Source organism: Metabacillus sp. RB-C-LZQ-3-1 (genome assembly GCF_058315175.1).
The window spans coordinates 1-25,439 of sequence record NZ_JBZFLI010000008.1; the positions used below are offsets into that span (position 1 = coordinate 1).

Below are 25,439 nucleotides of genomic sequence, written 5' to 3' on the forward strand. Positions count from 1 at the left end.
TTCTGCCTTCACAGTTCGGGACTCTCACCCTATAGATTGCACCCATGCCAGGCGCACCAAAAAGGGTATGACTCTGTCATGGAGTCATACCCTTTTTTAATCCTAACTCATTTCTAATAGATTGTTGCTATTTAGCCAGTTTCTTTAGATAAAAAAATATTAGGTTGATTGAAGCGGAAGGTGCGAGACTCCAGTGGGAGCAGCGTGACAGGTGAGATCCCACAGGCGCTTGCGCCGAGGAAGCTCACCGTACGCCCCACGGAAAGCGAGCATCCTGGAGCTGCAATCAACTATGCACAATACTTTTCTTTAACAACAAAGTTAGTAAATTTAGCCTTCTTTTAGCCCATATCCCATACCATTGCTAGTAATGTACCAAAAATAGTCACTAATGCAATGATGACACCGTAATAGATGTTTGTGTAAATTGCCGCTTTGTCCTCAGTTTCTCCTGCGTGCATAAAGACAACCAGCTGAAGACCAGCTTGTAAGAATGCTGTCACAAGAAGTACAGTCATCCCTACTTGAAACGACATATCAAAGAAGTAAACACCAAGTGCAACGACTGTCAGGACTAATGAAAAAACAAATCCCATAACTTGTTTAAGCGGAAATAATTCGCTCATGTTTACATCATTCCTTTCAGATAGATGAAGCTGAAGATAAAGATCCAAACTACATCTAGGAAGTGCCAATATAGTGAAAAGATAAACGACTTATTCGCTGTTTCTGGCGTTAATCCACGCTTTTTCACTTGCATCACAATAAATAATCCCCAGAAAAACCCGAGAGTTACGTGGGCACCGTGCGTTCCTAACGTCGTTAATAAGATTGACGTAAAGGCACTTGCTCCAATGCCTGCTCCTTCATGAGCATAATGGATAAATTCATAGATCTCAATACCTAAGAATCCTAACCCAAGAATGAGTGTCACAATAAAGAAATTAATCATGGCCTTTTCTCTGCCAAGACGCATGGCGTGGATACCAAGACCGATCGTAAAACTACTTGTTAAAAGTAAGAATGTTTCAAGGATAACAGGAGTGATAACGAAAATTTCTGCTCCGTCTGGGCCTGATCCTGTACGATTATATAACGTAAAATAGGTTGCGAAAAGTGTTGCGAAAAGCATGATTTCCGCCCCTAAGAAAATCCAAAACCCAAAAATCTTTAATCGATTTTCTTCTGTACTATATTCAAGTGGAAGCGAGTTATCAATTTTCAAGTTTAAGCACCTCGCAATTCTGATTCTGTTTCTTCAATTTCTTTGACAGGAATATATCGACCATGATCTTTTTCGAAAGAACGAAGAGTCATAAATACGAAAATTCCAATCGTTGTAATAATTGCCGGAATCCATAAGCTAAAGATCAGCGAGAAGCCCCATACAAAGAAGAAACAACTCATAATGAAAGGCATGCCACTGTTGTTAGGCATATGAATTTTTTCAATGTCACCTTTGAATAATTCATGACCATGTTTCTTCGCATCCCAGAATGCTTCACTAGATTTTACTTCCGGTACAATAGCAAAGTTATACTCAGGAACTGGAGTGTGTGTAGCCCACTCAAGCGTACGTGCATCCCATGGATCTGCACCGATATTTCTTGGCGCATAACGAATGCTGTAATAGATGTTATATACAATTAACGCAAAACCGATCATCATAATTCCGGCACCGATAAATGAAACCATGTTTAATGGTCCAAATCCAGTTGCTTCTGAATATGTGAAGCTACGACGTACTTGACCGTCTAAACCAGTAATATACATTGGAATAAATGCTAGGACGAAACCGATAGAAAGCAACCAAGCTGTCCATTTCCCAATTCTTTCGTTCAACATAAAGCCGAACATTTTTGGCCAATAATAGGTTAAACCTGCAAGCATAGCATACACTACACCAGGAATAATAACATTGTGGAAGTGAGCAACTAAGAACATTGTATTATGGTATTGGTAGTCAGCCGCAGACATCGCAAGCATAACCCCTGTTACCCCGCCTAATGTAAATAACGGAATAAATAAAATTGAATACAACATTGGTGTTGTAAAACGAATTTTACCTTTACGTAACGTAAATAACCAGTTAAAGATCTTAACCCCAGTTGGTACGGCAATCGCCATTGTTGTAACTGAGAAGATACTGTTTGTAAACGCACCTTGACCCATTGTAAAGAAGTGATGAGCCCATACTAAGAATGATAGAAGTGAGATAATGACCATTGACCAAACCATTGACTTGTAACCGTATAGGTTACGGCCGGAGAATGTTGAAATGATCTCACTGTAAAGACCGAATGCCGGTAAAATTAAGATGTATACTTCAGGATGTCCCCAAACCCAGAACAGGTTCGCCCAAAGCATATCCATACCGCCATTATCCAGCGTAAAGAAATGTGTTCCAAATAGACGGTCCATTGTTCCCATCGCTAATGCTACTGTTAATACAGGGAAAGCAAAAACGATGATTAAGTTCGCAATAAGAGCTGACCATGTGAACATAGGCATTTTCATTAAAGTCATACCAGGTGCTCTCATTTTCATGATTGTCGTTATAAAGTTAATACCCGTAAGCAAGGTACCGATCCCGGCGATCTGTATCGCAATCATATAATAATTCGTACCAACAGACTTACTGAATTCCTCACTTGCCAGCGGGAAATACGAAGTCCAACCTGCGTCAGGTGATCCACCGACAACGAATGAAATGTTAAATAACATAGCTCCCATAAAGAACAACCAGAAGCTTAGTGCATTAAGACGTGGAAATGCAACATCACGCGCTCCAATTTGCAGCGGAACAACCAAGTTCATGAAGAACATGATAAATGGCATTGCCATAAAGAGAATCATTACAACCCCGTGAGTTGTAAAAATCTCATTATAATGCTGTGAATCTAGTAAAGTATTATCAGGAACGGCAAGCTGTGCACGCAACATAATTGCGTCGACCCCACCGCGGAATAACATAACTAAAGCAGAAATTAAATACATAATACCGATACGTTTATGGTCAACCGTTGTTAACCACTCACGCCACAAGTAACCCCATTTTTTGAAATAAGTTAAGCCTGCAAGGATTGCAATTACAGTTAAACCAATCGCAACCATCGATGCATAGATCGCAAAACTTGGATGAGGCACGGCAAAACGATCAAAGAAATCCATACGATTGTGACTCCTTTCGGAAATTAATTATTTGGTAAGAAAAAACGTGAACGGTCCAGTTTTTCTTCTTAGTGATTCATGTGTTCATGATCTGAATGATCCTCATGTGATTCCTCTGTCTCTTCTTCTGAGTCAGAAGCTTCTTCTTCCCCACCATGATGATGTTCATTTGGTGGTGAGAAGTCTAAATGAGTCCCAGTGTATGTTAACTGTCCAAGGTGTCCTGGCTCTAATAATTTCGAGAATTCTTCCTCTGTAATCGGGTCAGCTGTTTCTTTTACTTCATCAACCCACTCATCAAAATCCTTCTGAGACATTGCCGTTACATTAAATGTGTTTTCAGCAAAGCCTTCCCCACTAAAGTTAGAGTTACGTCCCAAATATTCACCTGGTGCATCTGCAGCAAGATGAAGGGTTGTAATATGATCATTCATCGCATACTTTTGCCCACCAAGCTGTGGAATCCAGAAGCTTGTAATTGGTCCGTGTGAGTATAGCTTAAATTCAAGCGGACGATCTGTCGGTATATATAAGTAATTAACTGTCTCAATATTTTCTTCTGGATAGCTAAAATGCCATTTCCAGTTAGAAGATGACGCATAAACAACTAAAGGCTCTTTATCCTCGTAACCTTCTGGTTTTGCCTCAACAATATAGTTACTTTGAACAGACACAAAAGAAAGATAAGCAACAATTAAAATTGGAATCCCTACACAAATTGCTTCAACCCATACATTTCCATGAATATGAGGCGGCTCATAATCATCCGGCTGCTTAGAAGCACGGTATTTTACTAGCATGTAAATTAAAAGTCCAAATACAGCAAGAACAATAAATAGCATAATACCCATTGATAATAGGATGTCACTTGCTAGCCTTTCAGCCTGTGGCCCCTTTGGATCTAAAACCAATAATGGCTCACATCCAGATAAAACGGTAGCAATTGTTAAAATAATTGCAAACAAAGACCATTTTAATTTCATAAAAGTACTCCTTTCTTTACGCGCATAGACTCACTAGGATCTATACTATAGTTAGATTGACTAACATGTAGTTTAAAAGTTGTGAATTGCTATTGTGAAGAAATGCACATACGTAAAAATTCATACGTATGGTTCCACAATATCTATTACCCACATCATAGCAGAGGACGAACCTAAAAGTTACTTTTTTACGGAAGTGTCATGCAACGTTCAACGCTTGATCACGATTTTGTAATATTTTTATCATAAAACGTTCACTTTTTTGGAAAAGATATTGCTTACATGGGAGGAGAACTTATTCATTGGAGATTGTTACTTCTGATTTAGGGATAGAAAATAAACCCTATCTTTTGTAGATCCTTTCGTAGAAGAACCAACGGACTTTAATATTCGTGTAGCTAAGGCGTTAGAATCTATACATAGAAAATCTCTTAATTTCTGATTTGTTATTTCCTGCCCAAATAATAGAAGATAATCCTCTAAAGCATTTAGATGAAGGGCTTTTGCTTTATGTTCACATTTAGGACAAAGCCAGGATGCATATACTCTAGTCATTGGTAATGACTTGCATTTTGGACATTTCACTCCTTTTTGTATGTCACCTTTATTTAAAGAAAATGATTCTAGAATTGAAAATTCCTCTTCTATATGTCCCTTTTTAATTTGTCTTAATAATTTTTTCATTTCCTTTTCAGTTAGTACAGGTCGCTTATACAATTGATGAATTTTTTGTAACTTTGTAGGAAGGAAGAGGGCATTGACAATCATGTCACTAAGGTGATTTAAATCATTTGAGGCTGTTCGGATAAGGGTATTAGAATTACTTATTACAACAAGGGGGATAACCGGTATATCGGAAAAAGAGTATTTTTTTAACCAATTCTTCATCTGTTCTTTATGTCTTAGGGATTGAGTAATTGGATCTTGAAAGGCCGACTCTATACCATCTAGGCTACGAATTAATTGATGAAATTTTGAGTCAAAGTAAATCGTTCCTTTTATATTTTTTATTTCTAGTAAGATAATATAAGATCTCGCCAATATTAGAGAATCAATTTGAAAGTACTTTTCTGAATCCTTTAAACGCAAATCATTAAAAATGAATATTTCCTTCTCTAAAACGCCCGATAGTTGATAATCAATAGCTTTCTCTCCTTTATACCCTGCTAATCTCTTAGATAATTGTTCCTTAAACTCATTAAACTTAGGATGACCTGCCGGTAATCTACCTAATAATGCTTGTAACTGCAAAATTCTACGAGGAATTTCCCTCTTTTTCACAATCATTGGCTCATCTCCTCTTATTTGATCCCTATATTTTTCGATAAAACTCGAGTATTTCCTCTAATTTTATTTAAAATTTTGAAGCGAGCTAGATTATCTATCAACTTTTACTAAAAATCTTTCAACTTTAAGGAATAATCTATCAACTTCTTACGAAAATCTATCAACTTTACCAATTAATCGATCAACTGACAAAATTCGTCAAAATTCGCTAATCAACCAAGTTTTTGATACTACCCCATATTCAAAAAGGGCCGCATTCAGCGGCCCACTCTCTCTTCAGCAATCTTCTTTATATACCGATTTCTCTTAATCAAAAATTCTTTCATATACTGCTCTAAAAACAGTCGGTCGGCAAGCCTTCCAATGATGCCGAAGGGGGAGGTGTAATCAAAGGTGTCGACCATAAGGGTTCCGGTTTGTTTTTCGATAAATTCATGGACGTGGTAGAAGCGTTTGAAGGCTCCTTTTTCCATTTCATCAACGAATCGATTAGGGAAGTCGAATTCTGTGATCCGGACAGTTAGGTTTTGCTTAACCCCAAAGTGGACAGCTTCCCAGGTGACAGTTTCGTTTAAGCCGATGAGACCGCTTGTGACACCTCCGATGGCACGTTCATTGGTTTGGCTTGTGGACTCGGTATGAATATCGATATCACGCGCAACGTCAAAGCAAATGTCGCGCGGTGCATAAATAAACATATCTGTTTTAATAATTGGCACGTTTGATCTTCCTTATCTTTAATGTTTCACACATAAGATGTTTATTCTTTCAAATTCAGCTTTGCTAATGCATCAGCTAATGCGTTGTTTGAAAAGTTATCTTCTTGTTTTTTCATGTAGTTTGCGACTTCTCGTTTTGATACTTTGCTATTTTGGTTCTTTTTTCGTCTTTCTTGGAAGGTTGACATTTTTTCTCGATGTCCGCACTTGCAGACAAAGATTTGACCTTCTCCTTGGCCTCTGAGCTCGAGCTTTTTATGACAGTTTGGACAGCGGGCATTGGTGACTTTTGAAATCCCTTTTTTATAGCCGCATTCACGGTCCTGACAAACATGCATTTTGCCTTTTTTCCCGTTTACCTCCAGCATCAGCTTGCCACACTCAGGACATTTACTTCCTGTTATATTGTCGTGCTTGAATTTTTGTTCACTATTTTTAATTTCATTTACAACTTCTTTAGCATACTGCTTCATTTCATTTAAAAAGGCTGTTTTTGCTAGAGCCCCTTTTGAAATTTTCGTAAGCTTTTGCTCCCATTCTGCTGTGAGAACAGGTGACTTTAATTCATCTGGGACTAAGTTCAGAAGTTGTTTGCCTTTTGACGTTATATGGATTTCTTTGCCTTTTTTCTCAATAAGGAAACTACTATACAGTTTTTCAATAATATCGGCTCTTGTTGCAACGGTTCCGAGTCCGCCTGTCTCACCGATTGTTTTAATTAAGTCCTTGCTTTCCCCTGCCATATACTTTGTTGGGTTTTCCATAGCAGATAGTAGTGTTGCCTCATTAAATCGAGCTGGAGGCTTTGTTTCACCAGATGTTTTGGAGATCGACCTAATCGCTAAAGCGTCTCCCTCCGTTAGAGCAGGAAGTGTTTGATCATCTTCACTGTCCTCGTCATCATGATCACTGTACACTTCTTTCCAGCCAAGTGAAATCACGCGTTTCCCTTTAGCAAAAAATGATTCTTCCCCAATTATCGCTGTCACAACAGTTTGTTCATATTGATACGCAGGTGAAAGAACCGCAACAAAACGTTTGACAACAAGGTCATAGATTTTACGTTCTTTATCTGTTAGCGCACTTAATGGAACCGATTCTTCTGTCGGGATAATCGCGTGGTGATCTGATACCTTTTGGTCATCTACAAATGATTTATTCGCTTTAATAGGCTTGCTTAAAATTTTCGCAATCGCTGATGCGTATGGCTTGATTCGGCATGCTTCAAGGCGATCCTTTAAAGTTGGAACGATATCGCTCGTGATATAGCGTGAATCTGTTCGCGGGTACGTTAACACCTTATGCTGTTCATAAAGCTTCTGCATGATGGAAAGTGTTTCTTTTGCAGAGTAGCCAAAACGCTTATTCGCATCACGTTGCAGCTCAGTTAAATCGTAAAGTGCAGGTGAGTATGTCTTTTTAGGTGTAACTTTCACATTTACGATCTTTGCGCCTTTCCCCTTTAGCTGATTAAGGTTTTTGTAAATATTTTCCATATCGAATGTTTTTGTATCTTTTGTTTTAGGATCCTGCCATGTAAATGACAGTCCTTGCTCTGATACGGCTTTTATTCCATAGTATTTTTTAGGCTTAAAATTGCGGATTTCTTCCTCTCGTTGAGCAATCATTGCTAATGTTGGCGTCTGAACACGACCCGAAGATAGCTGCGCATTGAATTTCGTTGTGAGCGCACGTGTTGCATTTAAGCCAACGATCCAGTCTGCTTCTGCTCTTGCAACAGCAGATGCGTACAGATTTTCATATTCTTTTCCGCTTTTTAGCTTTCGGAAGCCTTCTTTAATCGCTTTATCTGTGACAGATGAAATCCAAAGTCTTTTAATCGGCTTATTTACGCGGGCCTTTTCTAAAATCCAACGCGCCACCAGCTCACCTTCACGCCCGGCATCTGTTGCAATGACGATGTCACGAACATCCTTGCGCAAAAGCTGTGATTTGACAGCTTGAAATTGCTTGCCTGTCTTTTTAATGACAACCAGTTTAAGAGGCGAGGGCAGCATTGGTAAATCTTCTAAACGCCAAGATTTATATTGATCTCCATAGCTTTCTGGATCTGCTAATGTCACAAGGTGCCCAAGCGCCCACGTGACAATATATTGATCTCCTTCGAGAAAGCCATTTCCTTTTTTATGACAATGTAACACTCTAGCCAGGTCTCTTCCAACAGAGGGTTTTTCAGCTAGAACGACTGTTTTACTCATAATAACATCCTTTCGTAACCACATTCTTTTTCTATTATAGTTGTTATTGTTTCGTAAATCTAATATGTTTGTTGGGACAAGGGACCTGTCCCCCTGTTCCAAAGGACAGTTTCCTTGTCCCACTTTTACCAGTAGCATATTCATTCAATCAGTAGTAGAATGATGCAAGAAACTGTTTTACTCTTGGAGGGTTAAAAGAATATGAGTCTATTAACAATCGATAATCTTAGTCATAGCTTTGGTGATCGTACATTATTTAAAGACGTATCACTTCGCTTATTAGCTGGTGAGCGTGTTGGTCTTGTTGGGGCAAATGGCGTAGGGAAATCTACGATGATGAATATTATTACAGGGCAGCTTATACATGACACAGGTCGTGTTGAATGGACTCCAGGAGTTCGCTATGGCTACCTTGATCAGCATACTGTTTTAACAAAAGGAAAAACGATTCGTGATATTTTAAATGATGCGTTTCTACCATTATTTGAACAGGAAAAACAATTAAATGAAGTAACAGATAAAATGGCGACAGCTACCCCTGAGGAGCTTGAGGAATTACTAGAAAAAATGGCAGAAATCCAAGATCTCCTTGATGCGGGCGGCTTCTATCAATTAGATATGAAAGTTGAAGAAACTGCTCGCGGATTAGGGCTGGATGCAATTGGACTTGATCGTGACGTTTCTGCACTAAGCGGCGGGCAGCGTACAAAGGTGTTACTTGCGAAGCTTTTACTTGAGCAGCCTGATGTGCTTTTACTAGATGAGCCTACTAACTATCTGGACGTTGAACATATTCGTTGGTTAAGTGGATATTTAAGAGACTATCCACATGCATTTCTCTTAATCTCACATGATACAGAGTTTATGAATGGTGTTTCCAACGTGATCTTCCATTTAGAATTTTCAAAGCTTACTCGCTATACAGCGACATATGAAAAGTTCTTAGAGCTTGCGGAGATAAATAAAAATCAACACTTACAAGCCTATGAGAAACAAAGAGAATTCATTAAAAAGCAGGAAGAATTTATCGCAAAAAATAAAGCGCGTTATTCAACAACCGGTCGAGCAAAAAGCCGTCAAAAGCAGCTTGATCGAATTGAACGAATTGATCGCCCTGAATCAGCGATTAAGCCAACCTTTGAATTTAAGGAATCAAGAGGCAGCAGTCGTTTCGTATTCGAAGCAAAGGATCTTGAAATCGGGTATGACAAGCCACTATTACCTAAATTAACTATGACGATCGAGCGTGGTGAAAAGATCGCTATTGTCGGTTGTAATGGGATTGGTAAATCAACACTATTAAAAACAATCCTAGGGAAAATTGAACCTCTGGGCGGAACTGTTAACCGTGGTGATTTCTTGTTCCCGTCTTATTTTGAACAAGAGGTAAAAGCAGATTCGATCACACCGATTGATGATGTGTGGAACGCATTTCCGCATTTAGATCAGCATCAGGTTCGAGCATTGCTTGCACGTGCCGGATTGAAAAACGAGCATATTTCACGTCCTTTAACACAACTGAGCGGTGGGGAGCAGGCAAAAGTCCGCTTATGTAAATTGCAAATGAATGAAAGCAACTGGCTGCTATTTGATGAGCCGACAAACCACCTTGATGTTGTGGCTAAGGAAGAGTTAAAGCGTGCGATTAAAGCCTATAAAGGTACCGTTGTGCTCGTATGCCATGAACCTGATTTTTATGAAGATTGGGTAACAAAAATTTGGGATATCGAAGAATGGGCTAATAATTAGAAAAGCTCCAGGCGACAAGCATAAGGCGAGCCGATGGCGCCTGGAGCTAGACACTAAACTAATCCTTACCTTTCGTGCACTTATCCACAGTACCGGCATTTTATAGTTTATGCTAAACAAAAAATAAAAACGCAGTATCGAAATGATCTGCGTTTTTTACGTATATGCATTCAATTGTTCTAAAGCATTTGCTAACGAAGCAGTTGTTTTAATCTCACCAAAATCAATGCCGAGCTGGATCGCAGTTTGGGCAATTTCAGGTCGAATTCCCGATAAAATCGTAGAAATCCCTAGTAATTTTAGTGCTCTGATTAGACCAAATAGTTCATGCGCAACCATTGTGTCGATAATGATGACACCCGATAAATCTATACATAAGTATTCGACCTCTAGATTTGCGCATTGCTTTAAGGTATTTTCTAACACTAGCTTAGCTCTTGCCGTGTCAATATCTCCAATTAACGGAAGCAGAGCTGTTTTATTTTGAAGAAAAATAACGGGTGCACTCAGTTCGTTAATCACTTGCTTTTGTGCCGCAATCTGTTTCATCGTGTTTTTATGGGCTTCATCAATATAAATATAAATGGATAAATTGAAGATCTTTCTTACCTTTTCACACCAAAGGAATAGTTGGTCAATATCAACTGTCTCGATATTTTGTTTGTAGAAGTTTTTTATGTATGTTAAATAAACTTCTTGTGTTCTTGAAAATTCTCTTACAACATAATGCACAGGTGTGTCCAAATGTTTTTGGTCTCTTGCTAATTCCTCTGACCACTTCGTAAATTCACTGAAAAACTTTCCTTCTTCTTCATTAAAAAGTCTATGTAGATGAAGAAAATAATCTTGATTTTGCTCTTTTAATGTTTGAATAACATGAGGGTCTTTCGTTGAATAAACGGAGTTAGGATCATCGTCCTCCACCATACTGAACCAATCCTCTGTCATTTGCCAGGAGTTTTTCACAAGGTATTCATATAGCTTTCTATTTCTATGCATTTGGTTGCCTCTCCCCCAATTTGTTTTACTTAACAAGTGAATGCTTAAATGCGTAAATAACTGCTTGTGTTCGATCCTGTACATCTAACTTACTTAATATATTGCTAACATGTGTTTTTGCTGTCTTTAGGGCAATAAATAATTCGTCGGCAATTTCCTGATTTGTTTTTCCTTCGGCCATAAGCATTAGGATTTCCATTTCTCTTGAAGTCAACTGGTCATGAGGATGAACCGCGTCCTTTTGGCGCATTTTCATCATCATTTTTCCCGTAACCTCAGGCTCTAAAATAGATTGACCATGAAAGGTCGCTCGAACTGCGTTGGCAATTTCGCTTGCTTTTGACGTTTTTAGCAGATAGCTTGTTGCACCTGCTTCAAGAGCTGGATAGACCTTTTCATCATCAAGAAAGCTTGTGACGATAATAATTTTTGCCTCTGGCCATGCGCTCATAATTTCCTTTGTTGCTTCAATTCCATCCATTTCCTTCATGACTAAGTCCATTAAAATCACATCTGGACGAAGCTCTAGACATAATTCCACACCTTTACGTCCATTATCTGCTTCTCCGATCACTTCAATATCGGGCTGTGCGGATAGATATGACGAAACCCCGATTCGGACCATTTCATGATCGTCGACAAATACTACTTTAATCATTTTCTTCACCACACTCTTCTGCAAGAATTGGGACTTTCACCTCTAATCGTGTCCCTTTGTTTTTCAAACTAACGATTTTCATCGTGCCGCCAATCTCTAACGCCCGTTCATACATATTTTGCAATCCATAGGATCCTGTTTTTTCTTCATGTTCAAACCCTATTCCATCATCTGTCACACGCATAATGACAAATTCATCTCTTTTTATAAGGAGAACATCTAATGTTGTCGCTTTCGCATGGCGGAGTGTATTAGAAACAGATTCTTGTAAGATTCGAAATAGATGGTCCTCGACCCCTTTGTCTAACGGAATCGGTTCTACCTTCCATTTTATGTTCATTGTTACCTTTTGCATAAGTTCTACTAGGAGCTCTTGAATTCCTTCTTGAAGTGATTTTCCCTTTAAAGCAGCAGGACGTAAATGAAGTAATAATGCTCTCATTTCGAGCTGTGATTGATGAATTGTTGCTTCAATTAGTTTTAACTGTTTTGTCTCCCAATCATCTGTTAGAGGTTTCGATTCTGTCACAGCTGACATCATCATTGATGCAGCAAATAACTGTTGACTCACTGAATCATGCAGCTCTCTAGCTAATCGGTTTCTTTCCTGGGAAACCATTTCCTGAACTCTCTTTTCCTGATCCTCTGCCTTTTCATTTGCTAGCTTTTGCGATAGTTTTGTTTGCTCCAGCATTTGTTTTTGGATTTTTGTTAACTTCGTTTTTATTTCTTGAATATCTGGTAATGGATGTTGTTCGGAAGGTATTGGCCGCCCTTTTGCAATCTCTTGAATGTCAAGATCAATGGAACGAAGATTTTTTTTCCAAGCAAATCCAGAAACAAACCCGAAGCATACACCCGCTAAAATACTAATACTTGGTACAATATAAATGAATGGTAAGTCCATCACTTTACGACTCCATAATTCTCCCCATTCATGTAAAGGAAATGCCATAAAAAACAGCAGAGAAAAAAGAACAAATAGAATAAGCGTAAAAATAGCGCTGCTGATAATTTGCCGCTGAAGTATACTCATGCTCTTTTCACCTCAAGCTTTCCTGAAATAGCTGAAGTGAAGAGCTTGATCTTTTGATCAGCTTCTTTATATTGAGCTGTTTCATACAGAACCGTTTCATTGACTACTTTCTGTTCCTCTTCCTGGAAAATGGTGATAGCTCCCACCATCACTGAATGATGGATATGGACCTCCATTTCATAAGGAATCAAAATTTGAACATTGCCAACTAAGCTTCGAATGCAAATCACTGCTTCTCCCTTTGGTAAAACCGTATCACTTAAATCTATTACTGTATTTCCTACACCGACTTGAATATTAATATCATTCCATTCATATGCATATTCAGGTGATTTTTGGCTAGAAAAAATCTTATTTTCAAATATTTTTTTTCGATGAATAAAATGACCGTTGCTATCTATTTCTTTTGGCTCGGTAATAACCGGTTTTATCTGCTTAGGATTTTTTTGTTGTTGATAGAACTGGACAATAAGGTAAATAATCAAAACAAATAAAAAATAGCGCAACGTAATCATATTGAGGACAGTAACAACAAGCCAGATCCATCCGCCCCAATACAATACTTTTCCCAGAAAACGAGGTCGCCATTTACGACCTAAATATATGCTTCCGATCGAGAGGAGAAAGGTGACAATTAATCCACCGTTAAAAAATAACACTTCGAATAGAAGGAGGAGACTTCCTATTAAAATGATCCAATTTAAATAATCTGAATTTATATTTTTTAGCATGTGGTATCCTCCTTCCTTTTTAATGAAGAGTAATCATTGGAGAGAACTCGAAGTTTTTCTTATACTATCAATACCTTTCGATAGTATAAATAAGGGGTAGAGACCCTACGCCTTTTTAGAATACCATGTTGTCTTATGATATTGCATTTGTTTCTTCAGTTTTTAATTGTTTTTCTAATTGAGCAATTCTGGCGTCGATTGTGCTGCGGTGATAATCTTGGTTAACCTTTTGCTCTAGGCGGTCAAGATAGCTTTCCATTTCTTCAAAGCGTGTAAAGGCTTTTGTTGAAAAGCTTCCTTGATCAACAATTTTATTCATACGATGATTCGCTCGTGCAATGTTTTCTCTGCCCATCAATTCCATTCTTTTTATGTGCATATCCTTTACTTTATGCTTCATTTCTTCATACTTTTGTTCAAGCTCTTCAAGTTGACGTGTTGTTTGCTGACGCGACTCTTCTAAACGTGCAACTCTTTCTTCATAATGAGTTTGTTCTTTTAACGCAAATTCATAAAGCTCTGTTTCCCCTGCTTTAAGAGCAATCTCAGCCTGATGTTTACGCTTTTCTGCTAAATGAACCGCCTCATTGAATTCACGATTGAATTCATCTTTTAATAGATATTGTCTTTCAACAAGCTTACGTACTTTTTCTGTTTCATTTTCACATTGTCTTAAATAATGATTTAAGACTGCAATTGGATTTTTTTGTTCTTTTTGATCTAATGCCTCATGTAAATCTGCTGCAATGGTTTCCTTTAATCTTGTAAAAATATTTGCCATAGTAAATCTCTCCTTATCGGTTTTGTTTTTTTATAAATGACCTTTTAGTTCATTCCATTCTTTTTCAAAATTAGTGAATGGATCGTCATTTTTTTCTTCTATCTTTTTAGATGATTTGTTCCAGTTTTTATAAACTACATATAATACGTAGATTGCAACAAACCCTAAAATGGCTGGCAGGTTGGAAGCTGAGGCAAACAATGCAATGACTCCAACGATTGCACAAATGACCTTTGTAAACGTTGAATTAGTCTTTAAAAAGCCTTTGTACGCATAATACATGATGAGGAGGCTTATACCTAAAGCAATCATTGGTGCAAGATTTGATAGCAACACCATAACTGCCACTCCACCAAGTAATACATAACCAAACTTCTTCATCTTTTTTCCTCCTTTTCTTTTTCTAACAGTTTCTATGTCTTTATCTTATCTACATTTCCAATTCCTCAAAACGAGCCGCAGCTTTATTTTCATCTAAGGCTTGAGATGTAGGGAGCATCAGGCTCTAATGATTTGGACCAACTGTATACATGTTTTTACCTTAAATGGGAAAAAATGAATAAGAATGCAGTAATGTGAATCAGAGGAGGTCATTCGATGACAGAAGAATTTCCACAAGGAAAGATGCCTTATGAACCAGAGCCATTTTGGAGAGAGTCTACCCAGGTTCATACTTTTTCTCCTTTAACGATTGATACAGAAGTGGATGTTGCAATCGTCGGAGGAGGGATAACAGGAATAACGACCGCATACCTGCTTTCAAAACAAGGGATGAAAGTCGCTATTTTGGAAGCTGATCAAATTCTAAATGGTACGACGGGACATACGACCGCTAAAATCACAGCCCAGCATGGTTTGATTTATGATGAGTTTATTCAGCATATGGGAGAAGAAAAAGCGAAGCAATATTACCAGGCGAATACTGATGCACTTGAATTTGTTCGACAAATCGTGAAGGAACATCAAATTGAATGTGATCTAACGGAAGAAGATGCCTATATTTATGCAGTTAGTGATCAATATGCCCGAAAAGTAATAAAAGAGTACGAGGCTTACCAAAAACTTGGTATACATAGTGAATATGTTGAGAGCATCCCTTTCTCAATTGATGTGAAAGGTGCTGTCGTCATGAAGTCACAAGGGCAGTTCCACCCTCTAAAATACCTAAAAGTGCTCGTTGATGAAATCGTAAAGTCCGGCGGAGAGATCTATGAGCAAACGACTGCTATCAACATAGATGAAACAACACCAAAGCCGATGGTCATTACACGTGAAGGACGGCGAGTTACCTGTAAATACGCGATTTCCTGCTCTCACTTTCCTTTCTTTGACGGAAAAGGATTTTACTTTTCGCGTTTACATGCAGAACGTTCCTATGTATTAGGTATTCTTGCAAAACAAGATTTCCCGGGCGGTATGTATTATAGTGCTGATTCTCCAACTCGTTCTTTGAGATATACGCCAATGAACGGGGAAAAATTAATATTAGTTAGTGGGGACGGCCATAAAACTGGTCAAGGGACATCGACTTACAAGCACTACAAAGCCCTTGAGCAATTTGCAGAAAACGTGTTAGGTATCGAAGAAATCAAATATAGATGGTCTGCACAAGATTTGTATACACTAGATAAAGTACCTTATGTTGGAGCAATTACTTCAAATAAGCCAAACATTCTTGTTGCAACAGGATACCGAAAATGGGGTATGTCTAACTCAACAGCTGCTGCCAAACTGCTTGCAGACCTTGTATTAGAACAAGACAATCCATACCAAGAGCTTTATAGCCCATCACGCTTTTATGCGGATCCAAGCATTAAAAAATTCCTTATGCAAAACCTCGATGTGGCCGGCCATCTAATTGAAGGGAAAATCGATATTGCTGATAAGCGCATTGAAGATGTTGGCAATGATGAAGGCTCAGTCGTAGTTGTGAATGGCAAAAGAGCCGGCTGCTATAAAGATAAGGACGGAAATATTAACCTTGTTGACACAACCTGTACGCATATGGGCTGTGAAGTAGAATGGAATAGTGGTGACCGTTCTTGGGATTGCCCTTGCCATGGATCGAGATATTCGGTAACAGGTGACGTATTAGAAGGTCCTGCCAAAAAGCCTTTGAAGAGAGTGGATATGTAAAAAATAAGCCAGAGATTCTGGCTTTTTTGTTTGCTTGCATATAAAAACAGAAATGATAACCAATCAAAAATAGGGACATATCCATTCTCGCCTGGAAATGTCCCTATTCTGCATTCATTTTTCAAACTTTACATTTGAACGTTTTATAATTCGAACTAGCGTATTCTCTGTACTGATTTTTCGATAAGTAATATTCGAGATATCTAATCCATGTCCTAGCGTGTCATATACATGTCCTCGTTTAGGATCAATTAATTTATTTCCCTCGAAATAAACTCGCGGTGTTTTCCAGAGTGCAACTAACGCTTTACTTAGCGGCATTTCATGATAGCGTTCCGGCCACATACTTTTTATATGCTCTTTTACAAGTGGATAATACTTTGAGCTCATACCCGGAAAAAGGTGATGTTCTGTATGGTATGAAAAATTAAAGTGTAAAATATCTACCCACTTTGGAACAGTTACGGTTAAGCTATTTTCCAGAGGATCATTCACATCTGTGATCGGATTTAAACGATGATTGGTCGAGATATAACCCATGACAATCGCATTTGCAATTAACAACGGGAGGAAAAAAGCAAATAACCATTTATAGGGTCCCATAATAAATAGAAGGGAGATCCAAAATACCCAAGGCAATACCATCTGTATCCACACTAAGCGGCGATGTTTTGGATTAAATTCCTTTAAGTAGGCAAAGAACATTTTAGCTGAGTGCAATGAAAACATGATCGTTAATGAGCTAAAGCTAGCAAATGCTCGGACACCGTGTGGCAATCGATAAACCCATCGTAAAAATTTAGTTCTAGAAAGCCTTTCTAGCGTCGGCCATGAATCCGGATCATGCTCCTCATGTTGTGTATGGACATGGTGTGTGAGATTATGCCATTTTCTCCACAGCCTTGGTCCAGTACTTAGTGGCCAGAAGGCAATTGCACCTAAGAAATCACGAAGCCACGGCTTTCGCACTACTGTACCATGTAGAATTTCATGGCCAAGAAAACCCATCGCTGCAAAGCTTGTGCCTAAAACAAAAGCAATTGCTAATTGAACAAATAGGTTTAGCTGAAATAGTCCAATCGTTAAAAACCCGGCAACAACAATCAATAAGTAAGCTAACCCTCCCCAAAGGCGTCCCGGAACAGGCTTGAATGCTTTTTTTGGTAATTTAGGAGCTATTCGTGCTGCATACCATGCAAAAGTGTGAAGCTCTTTCATTTTTTTATTCCCTCCATCGATCAAACGAATTCGTTTCTAGTATGTACCAAAGTACCCTAATCAGATGTAAGAATTTGAGAAATTTTTCCCCTCACACAAAATGTTTCCACACATTATGTGTGAATTTTTAACAATAAAAAAATACTCATAACCTTCATGTTCCCCTTCATAATGGATAAGCTAAAAACAACATCATGATAAGGAGATGACTCAGCATGAAAAGAGAACATAATGAAAAGAACCAACCACAATCCTACAAAGGAAAAGTTTATCAAAGAAAGTCTGAAGCCCTTTCAGAATATAACATTACCCTTCCAGATCAACCTCTACCACAACCAAAGGATTATGAAGAAATCGAGTATTAATATTTTCATTCCTGAAGTTCATTGATTTATAAGTTTTGTCCTTCATAATGTTTTTAAAGAGAACAGTTCACTCTATGATTTAGCTATTTTCGTCCTTCATACCATTTATGAAGGACTTTTCTCATTTTTCTCTCTCCTATTTTGTCCCCATATAAAGATCTTTTCTCGCTTTTCTTTCCCATATTTTGTCCTTCATAAACCCTATGACCCCGTTTCACTTCCACTTACTTGTCCAATTTTCCCTAAAAACGCAAAAAAAGCAGCCCAATTGCGCTGCAAATTGGACTGCTAACTAATTATATAAGGATTTCTCCCTCAGACTTCACTTTTGAAAAACCATACTTTTCTAATGCCTCACGTGCTTCTGCGGTTTCACACATCATTTCCACCGAATTCTCTAATGCTTTCGGGGAAATCCCATACTGGGAACCTTTTTCCATAAATAGCTCTACAGCTTCCTTTGAAGAAAACACAATCGTTGTTATGTTTGCATCTTCTAATGATCTGCTTATAATGGTTTCATATCTCTCATCGATGACGGCTTCATATACAGCGGCAAAGTCTGCGATACTTTCCTTCTTCTGTTCTTCAGAACCGATAACCAAAAGACTGCCTTGATGATCCATTTGATCAACATGCTCTGCGTATAATCCTTTTTCTTCAAGCTTTGCGACCGCTAAGATGTTCTGCCCATAAAGCTTTGCCTGAATGTGGCGTATGTCTATTTTATTTTCTTTTACCTGATGGAAAAAGGCCTCCACACTTTCTTTTGATAAAAATACCATGCGTTCATATGATGTAAGTTGATTGATGACAGATGGAGCGAGATTTTTTTCTTTCACGATCCATCTCGGAAATTCAATCACATCTGCCCCTTGACTCATCATTTCTCTTACACGATTTTCATCCTCAGCTTTTCCTCGAACATAGAGAATTTGCTTGCCAAATAATGGGCGGTTTTCAAACCATTTTACCTTATCTCTTGTTGAAACAATATCTCCCACTAATGTAATGGCCGGATTTTCTATCTTTGCTTCACGAACCTTCTCTACAATTGTAGAAAGTGTTCCGACTACGCTTTGTTGGCGGCTCCATGTTCCCCATCGAATAATGATGACAGGCGTATCAGGCGATTTACCGTATTGAATAAGATTTTCACAAATATGCTCTAAGTTTGAAACGCCCATATAAAACGCAATTGTTTGGACACCTCTGGCTAGACCTTCCCAATCAATATCCGGTTTGCCATTTTTTGATTTGTCATGGGCTGTGACGACAGCAAATGATCCTGCATAATCACGATGTGTCACAGGAATCCCAGCATATAAAGGTGCAGCTATTCCTGAAGTTATTCCTGGAACAATTTCATATGGAATCTGATGTAAAGCTAATTCTTCCGCTTCCTCACCCACTCTGCCGAAAACACTCGGATCTCCACCCTTAAGCCTCACAACTGTGTGACCTGCGATTGCCTTTCTAACTAAGGTCGCATTAATCTCATGTTGTCTCATAAAATGTCGAGTCGGAAGCTTTCCGCAATAAATTAGTTCACAATGTGGTGGAGCGTCATCAAGAAGGGAAAAATTCACTAGTCGGTCATAGAGAATAACATCCGCCTTTTTAATAGCTTCCCTTCCTTTAACAGTGATTAATTCACGGTCTCCAGGGCCCGCTCCAACCAGATATACTTTTCCTACACTCATTCCCTCGTCCTCCCTTAACTTTATTCGATATTTAAGTAAGGGAAGATTGTTCTCTTACTTTCGTTTTATCCTTCTTACATTAAACTAACAGAAATACCTCACCATCATCAATAACTGTTTCATATGTTTTCACACAGCCAAAATCTGGTTCTTGCACTTTTCCATCTTCAAGGCAGATTTTCCAGTCATGCATGGGGCAAAATACATGTTCGCCACTCACGATTCCTTCGCTTAGCACTCCGCCTTTGTGGGGACATTTATTTTCCACAGCTTTTACATGGCCGTTTGAAAGCTTAAAGACTGCTACTTCCTTATCCTTTTCTAGTATAACCGTTTTTCCTACTCGTTCAGGCAAATCAGTTAATGCTCCTACATATACCTTTGTTTTTGTTAATTCCTTCATGTCCTTTTCCTCCTTGACGGAATATTTCGATAAATGGTTGTTTACGCAAACTTAGTTGTTTTTTAACTAGTGTTGGTGATGGTTGATTTCCGCTACAGGTTGCTCGCTTTCCGTGGGTCGGGCGGTGAGCCTCCTCGACGCACAGCGTCTGCGGGGTCTCACCTGTCCCGCTACTCCAGTGTCTTGCTCCAGCGCCTAGCCCCTCGAGTCATAAGCCACTCTTGAATTGAAGACAAAGAACGTCTTCTATTCAAGAGCGTCTTATGCTTGTCGGGGCTAAACAGGCGCTTCCGCATTTCCATACAGGAGTCTCGCACCTTCCGCAGAAATCAACCTAAACAGTCTTTTTGCAAAGAAACTATTCAAAAACAACAATCATTTAGAAAACAGCCTTTGGTTAAAAAGAAAATTAAATTCAGCTTATGACATCCCCACTGTCTCAAATAATTCTTTCGTTGTTTTCTTATCTTCAATAATCTCTTTCCAAGGATCTTTATAAACAGATAGTGTTTCGTCCATGCGTTCGTTTAACTCGATACGCTTCTGTTTATCATCTAGTACCGATTGGACATGAGCTAAGCCTACGCGTTCAATCCATGCAGATGTACGCTCTAAGTAGTTAGCTGTTTCACGGTAATATTGTAGATATGCACCTGTGATTTCCATTGCCTCGTCATCTGTTTTTACTTTGTATAATAAATCTCCGCCACGTACATGTGTACCGCCATTACCGCCGACGTAGATTTCCCATCCTCCATCGATTCCAATGAATCCAATATCCTTAAAGCCAGATTCTGCACAGCTTCTCGGACAAGCGGAGACAGCCATTTTTACTTTATGAGGTGTTTGCAAGCCTTCAAATTTCTTTTCAAGACGAACACCTAAGCCCATTGAATCCTGTGTTCCAAAACGACAGAATGTTTCACCAACACATGTTTTTACAGTACGTAATGATTTTCCGTAGGCATAACCAGAATTCATATCTAAATCCTGCCATACTTTCGGCAGATCATCCTTTTTCACGCCGAAAAGGTCAATACGCTGTCCGCCTGTTACTTTGACTAATGGAATTTCATACTTCTCGACAACGTCTGCAATACGGCGTAATTCACTAGCATTTGTTATACCGCCATACATTCTAGGGACAACTGAGTACGTTCCATCCTTTTGAATATTCGCATGCATTCTCTCATTTACAAAGCGGGATTCTCTTTCATCTTCATATCCTGTTGGGTTCACCATTCCCAAGTAATAGTTAAGAGCCGGACGACATTTTGAGCAGCCCTCTGTTTCCCATCCAAGTACATTCATGACTTCCTTAATATGTTTTAATCCTTTTGCACGAATTTCTTCTACCACTTCATCACGTGATAATGTTGTACAACCACAGATCGCTTCTTTTTGAGCAGATGCATCAAAATCAGAGCCAAGTGTATATTGAAGAACATCAGCAACTAACGGCTTACATCCCCCACAAGAACGGGAAGCACTTGTACAGCCCTTAATAGCATCAACTGTTGTACATCCTTTTTCTTTGATCGCCTCAACAATCGTTCCTTTAGAAACACCGTTACATCCGCAAATAATTTCATCATCAGGCATTGAGGCAACTAAGCTTTCACCTGCTTCTTCTCCAATTGGCTGAAGAATGCTGATTTTTTCAGTATCAGAAATATCCGCTTCCTTCTTAATCATCGAGAATAGGCGGCTACCTTCCTTGCTATCACCAAATAAAACTGCTCCAACAATTTTATTTCCTTTCAACACGATCTTTTTGTAGATGCCATCTTGTTCATCGAATATTTTTAGAGACTTCTTGTCATCTCCATCCATAAAGTCACCTGCTGAAAATACCTCTACACCAGATACCTTTAATTGAGTCGATAAAACAGAACCCTTATACCCTTCTGTTTCTTCTCCACAGATATGCTTAGCTAATACCTTTCCTTGTTCATATAATGGGGCTACTAAACCGTATGGAATCCCATTATGCTCTGCACATTCACCGACAGCATATACGTTAGGAATATTCGTTTGTAAAAAGTCATTTACGACAATCCCTCTATTGACATCAAGACCGCTTTCTACCGCTAGTGAAATATTTGGTTTAATCCCAACCGCCATGACGACTAAATCTGCCTCAAGTTGACTTCCATCCTTAAACTTTAATCCTTCTACACGATCTTCCCCGTAAATCTCAGCTGTATTAGCTTCTAATAAAAATTTCATCCCTTGCTTTTCCAGCTCTTTTTGAAGAAGCTTACCCGCTGTTTCATCTAATTGACGCTCCATAAGGGTTGGAGCAATGTGGATAACAGAAACATCCATCCCTAAGTTTAGAAGTCCGCGGGCTGCCTCCAATCCTAATAATCCTCCGCCAATTACGGCTGCCTTCTTATACTTTTTAGAAGCTTCAAGCATAATGTCTGTATCCTTAATATCACGAAACGCTGTTACCCCTTCTTTATCCGCACCAGGAAGAGGAAGGATAAATGGAACAGAGCCTGTGGCAATAATAACCTCGTCATATGGTACAATTCTTCCTTTGTCAGAACGAACAACCTTCATATCTGAATCGATCTTCGTTACCGTTTCACCAGTATAAAGGGTGATATTATTCTCTTCATACCAATTCCAGTCATTTAGCGTGATATCTTTTACTTCTGTATCACCTTGTAAAACCTTCGATAATAGGATTCTATTGTAATTCGGATGTGGTTCCGTTCCGAAAATCGTGATTTCGAACGCATCCTTAGATATTTTTAAAATTTCTTCAATTGCTCTAACTCCAGCCATTCCGTTTCCTACTAACACAAGCTTCTTTTTATTCAAGTAAATTGCCTCCCCTTGGAAAGTTTCTTTCACTATATCACGGTTAAATGAAATATTTTATATATATGTTAGCTTTTCTAACATGGTTTTGTTTATAATTTTCACATTAGAATAAAAGCGCAAGCGCCTTGATTAGCCTCAATAAGCATAGGGCAGTCTAAAAGTCGTGACATCGATCTTCACGACTGCACTTTTACATCCTGTACTTCTGAGTTGGTGCCGAAACACTCATCCACAGTTGCTAATTTATAATTTCCAAGCGATAAAAAAAGAGAAACCGGCTACTAACCGATTTCCCTATCGTTCTTATATTTGTTTAACATTTACCGTGCTGACCTTAAACCCAGGCATTTTACACGATGGATCTAAGTCCTCTCCAACAAGCATATTCACATTTTGATCTTCTGCCCAATGAAACGGGACAAACACTGTGTCTTGTCTAATTTTTTCAGATATTTTACTTCTTACTTTAATTTTCCCCCGTTTTGAGGATACAGCTACAAGACTATCTGGTTCAATTTCATATTTTCTAGCTGTTTCAGGATGTATTTCAAGATAAGACTCAAAATTCCTCGCCGCCAGCGCTGCACTTTTACGCGTTTGTACTCCCGTTAAGTAATGTGACATGATTCTGCCAGTTGTTAAGTACAATGGATAATCATCACAGGGCTTTCCTTTCGGTATTTCAGATGTGTTTGACACAGGGATTAAGTTCGCCTTTCCATCAGGTGTTGCAAATGAATGTTCAAAAAGCCGTTCTGTACCTTGATGATTTAATTCAGGACACGGCCATAAAATTCCCTGCTCTTTTCGTATGCGGTCATAGGTAATTCCATAGTAGTCAGCAATACCTCCTCTGCTTGCTTCTCTTAATTCATTAAAGATATCTTCTGCTTTTTTGTAAGGGAAGTATGTTTCTTTCCCTAAAACTTTTGCAATTTCACAAATGATTTGCCAATCATTCTTTGCCTCACCAGGACACGGGCGACTTGCTTCACGCAGTGTGACCCGCCCCTCAACATTTGTCATTGTTCCTTCGTCTTCTAAATAAGAGGATGCTGGCAAAATTAAGTCCGCAAACTTAGCTGTTTCAGATATAAACATATCAACTGCTACTAAAAATTTTAATTTCTTCAGAGCTTGCTTGACAAAGGTTGCATTCGGATTAGAAACAACAGGGTTAGAACATACAAGAAACATCCCCGTGATCTCTCCATCATTCATTTTCTGAAACATCTCGTATGCTGAAACACCTTTTCTCGGCAACTCATCTTTGTCAATTCCCCACACTTTCGCAACATGTGCACGATGGTCTTCATTTTCAATTAATCGGTATCCAGGTAATTGATCGGCCTTCTGCCCGTGCTCCCTTGCTCCTTGTCCGTTCCCTTGTCCTGTTATCGCCCCATAGCCAGAATACGGCTTTCCAATTTTTCCTGTTGCGATAACAAAGTTCAAGAGATTCCTCACCGCAGCAGTTCCGTCTATTTGCTGCTCAACCCCTCTTGCTGTGAAAAGCATTCCAGATTCTTCAGAGGCAAATTTCGTTGCTGCTGTTTTGATTTGGTCAAGCGGAACACCCGTCAGATCTGAAATCTCATCTAACGACAATGAATGAACATAGTCTCTTACCTCTTCAAATCCATTTGCACGTTCTTTTACAAAGGCTTCATCTACTAGGTTTTCCTCTACGATGACCTTCAAAAATCCATTCGCCAACGCTGCATCCATCCCGGGTTTTACCTTAAGATGCAAATCAGCCAATTGTGTTGTCGGGGTTTCTCTCGGATCGATCGCAATAATATAAGCACCATTTTCCTTCGCTTTTTCAAAGTAAGGCATAATCGTCGGCTGACATTCAGCAATATTTGTTCCCGCCAATATGATTACTCTTGTAAAGGGAACTTCTTTTAAAGAGTTCGTCAACCCACGATCCAAGCCAAATGTTTGATTAGCCGCCGTTGCTGCAGCTGACATACACAGACGCCCATTATAATCAATATACGGAGTCTTTAATCCAACTCTAGCAAACTTCCCTAGTATATAAGCTTCTTCATTTGTAATCGAAGCACTCCCGTAAATAGATAACGCTTCATGACCATCAACTGCTTGTATTTCCTCGACCTGTTTCTTTATATGCAAAAGCGCATCTTCCCACGAGATACGTACGAACTCTCCATTCACTTTTCGTAATGGATGGAGAACACGATCTTGATGGAATGGATGCTGGTGGGCATTCATCCCTTTAATACAAAGCCGCCCCTGTGTCGTCGGGTTATCTTTCCCTATCGTTTTGTAGGTTTTTCTCGAAACGACAGACTGTTCGATTAACTGCATTTTGCATTGCATACTGCAAAATGGACATTGCGTATCATACACTTTCTCGGATTGAACCTCTTGTTGCTTCGTTCGGAAATATTTTAATAACAGATCGGTCAAGGTACATCAC

21 protein-coding genes are annotated in these 25,439 nt (G+C 38.9%); 3 read left to right on the plus strand and 18 right to left on the minus strand.

The window, feature by feature from the left end:
* Nucleotides 1-341: 341 nt before the first annotated feature.
* From qoxD to AC4GZ8_RS14080, 7 genes are all read right to left on the minus strand, one after another.
* Complete coding sequence (gene qoxD, locus AC4GZ8_RS14050) at nt 342-626, minus strand: cytochrome aa3 quinol oxidase subunit IV (protein WP_491082518.1); 285 nt, start codon at nt 624-626, stop codon at nt 342-344.
* A 2-nt stretch (nt 627-628) separates the two neighbouring features.
* Nucleotides 629-1,225 (minus strand): cytochrome aa3 quinol oxidase subunit III, encoded by a 597-nt coding sequence (gene qoxC / locus AC4GZ8_RS14055; RefSeq protein ID WP_491082519.1) that lies wholly within the window; start codon nt 1,223-1,225, stop codon nt 629-631.
* Nucleotides 1,226-1,227: 2 nt separating this feature from the next.
* The gene (qoxB, locus tag AC4GZ8_RS14060; protein ID WP_491082520.1) at nt 1,228-3,171 is read right to left on the minus strand and encodes a cytochrome aa3 quinol oxidase subunit I; all 1,944 of its coding nucleotides are present in this window, start codon (nt 3,169-3,171) and stop codon (nt 1,228-1,230) included.
* A 68-nt stretch (nt 3,172-3,239) separates the two neighbouring features.
* Nucleotides 3,240-4,154 (minus strand): cytochrome aa3 quinol oxidase subunit II, encoded by a 915-nt coding sequence (qoxA, locus tag AC4GZ8_RS14065; RefSeq protein ID WP_491082521.1) that lies wholly within the window; start codon nt 4,152-4,154, stop codon nt 3,240-3,242.
* A 312-nt stretch (nt 4,155-4,466) separates the two neighbouring features.
* Entirely contained in the window at nt 4,467-5,441 is a 975-nt protein-coding gene (locus AC4GZ8_RS14070) for a nuclease-related domain-containing protein (protein WP_491082522.1), read from the minus strand.
* A gap of 257 nt (nt 5,442-5,698) precedes the next feature.
* Entirely contained in the window at nt 5,699-6,139 is a 441-nt protein-coding gene (locus AC4GZ8_RS14075) for an SRPBCC family protein (protein WP_491082704.1), read from the minus strand.
* 62 nt (nt 6,140-6,201) lie between these two features.
* On the minus strand, nt 6,202-8,379 hold the full coding sequence (locus AC4GZ8_RS14080; protein ID WP_491082523.1) for a DNA topoisomerase III: 2,178 nt from the start codon (nt 8,377-8,379) through the stop codon (nt 6,202-6,204).
* A gap of 201 nt (nt 8,380-8,580) precedes the next feature.
* Here AC4GZ8_RS14080 and AC4GZ8_RS14085 point away from each other — a divergent pair, with 201 nt between their 5' ends.
* The gene (locus tag AC4GZ8_RS14085) at nt 8,581-10,128 is read left to right on the plus strand and encodes an ABC-F family ATP-binding cassette domain-containing protein (RefSeq protein ID WP_491082524.1); all 1,548 of its coding nucleotides are present in this window, start codon (nt 8,581-8,583) and stop codon (nt 10,126-10,128) included.
* A gap of 156 nt (nt 10,129-10,284) precedes the next feature.
* Here AC4GZ8_RS14085 and AC4GZ8_RS14090 read toward each other — a convergent pair whose 3' ends face one another.
* The 6 genes from AC4GZ8_RS14090 to AC4GZ8_RS14115 form a co-directional block, all read right to left on the minus strand.
* Nucleotides 10,285-11,127: an STAS domain-containing protein gene (locus AC4GZ8_RS14090; protein WP_491082525.1), complete on the minus strand. Its 843-nt coding sequence runs from the start codon at nt 11,125-11,127 to the stop codon at nt 10,285-10,287.
* Nucleotides 11,128-11,152: 25 nt separating this feature from the next.
* Nucleotides 11,153-11,785: a response regulator transcription factor gene (locus AC4GZ8_RS14095; protein WP_491082526.1), complete on the minus strand. Its 633-nt coding sequence runs from the start codon at nt 11,783-11,785 to the stop codon at nt 11,153-11,155.
* A complete protein-coding gene (locus AC4GZ8_RS14100) occupies nt 11,778-12,821 on the minus strand; it encodes a sensor histidine kinase (protein ID WP_491082527.1) in 1,044 nt (347 codons plus the stop codon). Before AC4GZ8_RS14100 ends, AC4GZ8_RS14095 begins: the two co-directional genes overlap by 8 nt.
* A complete protein-coding gene (liaF, locus tag AC4GZ8_RS14105; protein WP_491082528.1) occupies nt 12,818-13,552 on the minus strand; it encodes a cell wall-active antibiotics response protein LiaF in 735 nt (244 codons plus the stop codon). Before liaF ends, AC4GZ8_RS14100 begins: the two co-directional genes overlap by 4 nt.
* Nucleotides 13,553-13,685: 133 nt before the next feature.
* Nucleotides 13,686-14,333 (minus strand): PspA/IM30 family protein, encoded by a 648-nt coding sequence (locus AC4GZ8_RS14110; RefSeq protein ID WP_491082529.1) that lies wholly within the window; start codon nt 14,331-14,333, stop codon nt 13,686-13,688.
* Nucleotides 14,334-14,363: 30 nt separating this feature from the next.
* The gene (locus tag AC4GZ8_RS14115) at nt 14,364-14,714 is read right to left on the minus strand and encodes a lmo0954 family membrane protein (protein WP_491082530.1); all 351 of its coding nucleotides are present in this window, start codon (nt 14,712-14,714) and stop codon (nt 14,364-14,366) included.
* 216 nt (nt 14,715-14,930) lie between these two features.
* Between AC4GZ8_RS14115 and AC4GZ8_RS14120 the strand changes: the two genes are divergently transcribed.
* Nucleotides 14,931-16,469, plus strand: a complete 1,539-nt coding sequence (locus tag AC4GZ8_RS14120; RefSeq protein WP_491082531.1) for an FAD-dependent oxidoreductase — start codon at nt 14,931-14,933, stop codon at nt 16,467-16,469.
* A 114-nt stretch (nt 16,470-16,583) separates the two neighbouring features.
* Here the strand turns inward: AC4GZ8_RS14120 and desB are convergent, their stop codons facing one another.
* Nucleotides 16,584-17,687: a Delta(10) desaturase DesB gene (gene desB / locus AC4GZ8_RS14125; protein WP_491082532.1), complete on the minus strand. Its 1,104-nt coding sequence runs from the start codon at nt 17,685-17,687 to the stop codon at nt 16,584-16,586.
* A 215-nt stretch (nt 17,688-17,902) separates the two neighbouring features.
* Between desB and AC4GZ8_RS14130 the strand changes: the two genes are divergently transcribed.
* The gene (locus AC4GZ8_RS14130; RefSeq protein WP_491082533.1) at nt 17,903-18,052 is read left to right on the plus strand and encodes a hypothetical protein; all 150 of its coding nucleotides are present in this window, start codon (nt 17,903-17,905) and stop codon (nt 18,050-18,052) included.
* Between the two features lie 296 nt (nt 18,053-18,348).
* Here the strand turns inward: AC4GZ8_RS14130 and cobA are convergent, their stop codons facing one another.
* From cobA to nasC, 4 genes are all read right to left on the minus strand, one after another.
* A complete protein-coding gene (gene cobA / locus AC4GZ8_RS14135) occupies nt 18,349-19,755 on the minus strand; it encodes a uroporphyrinogen-III C-methyltransferase (protein ID WP_491082534.1) in 1,407 nt (468 codons plus the stop codon).
* A gap of 79 nt (nt 19,756-19,834) precedes the next feature.
* Nucleotides 19,835-20,158: a nitrite reductase small subunit NirD gene (gene nirD, locus AC4GZ8_RS14140; RefSeq protein WP_491082535.1), complete on the minus strand. Its 324-nt coding sequence runs from the start codon at nt 20,156-20,158 to the stop codon at nt 19,835-19,837.
* Nucleotides 20,159-20,578: 420 nt separating this feature from the next.
* Entirely contained in the window at nt 20,579-22,990 is a 2,412-nt protein-coding gene (nirB, locus tag AC4GZ8_RS14145) for a nitrite reductase large subunit NirB (protein ID WP_491082536.1), read from the minus strand.
* 306 nt (nt 22,991-23,296) lie between these two features.
* On the minus strand, nt 23,297-25,429 hold the full coding sequence (gene nasC, locus AC4GZ8_RS14150; protein ID WP_491082537.1) for an assimilatory nitrate reductase catalytic subunit NasC: 2,133 nt from the start codon (nt 25,427-25,429) through the stop codon (nt 23,297-23,299).
* Nucleotides 25,430-25,439: the final 10 nt, after the last annotated feature.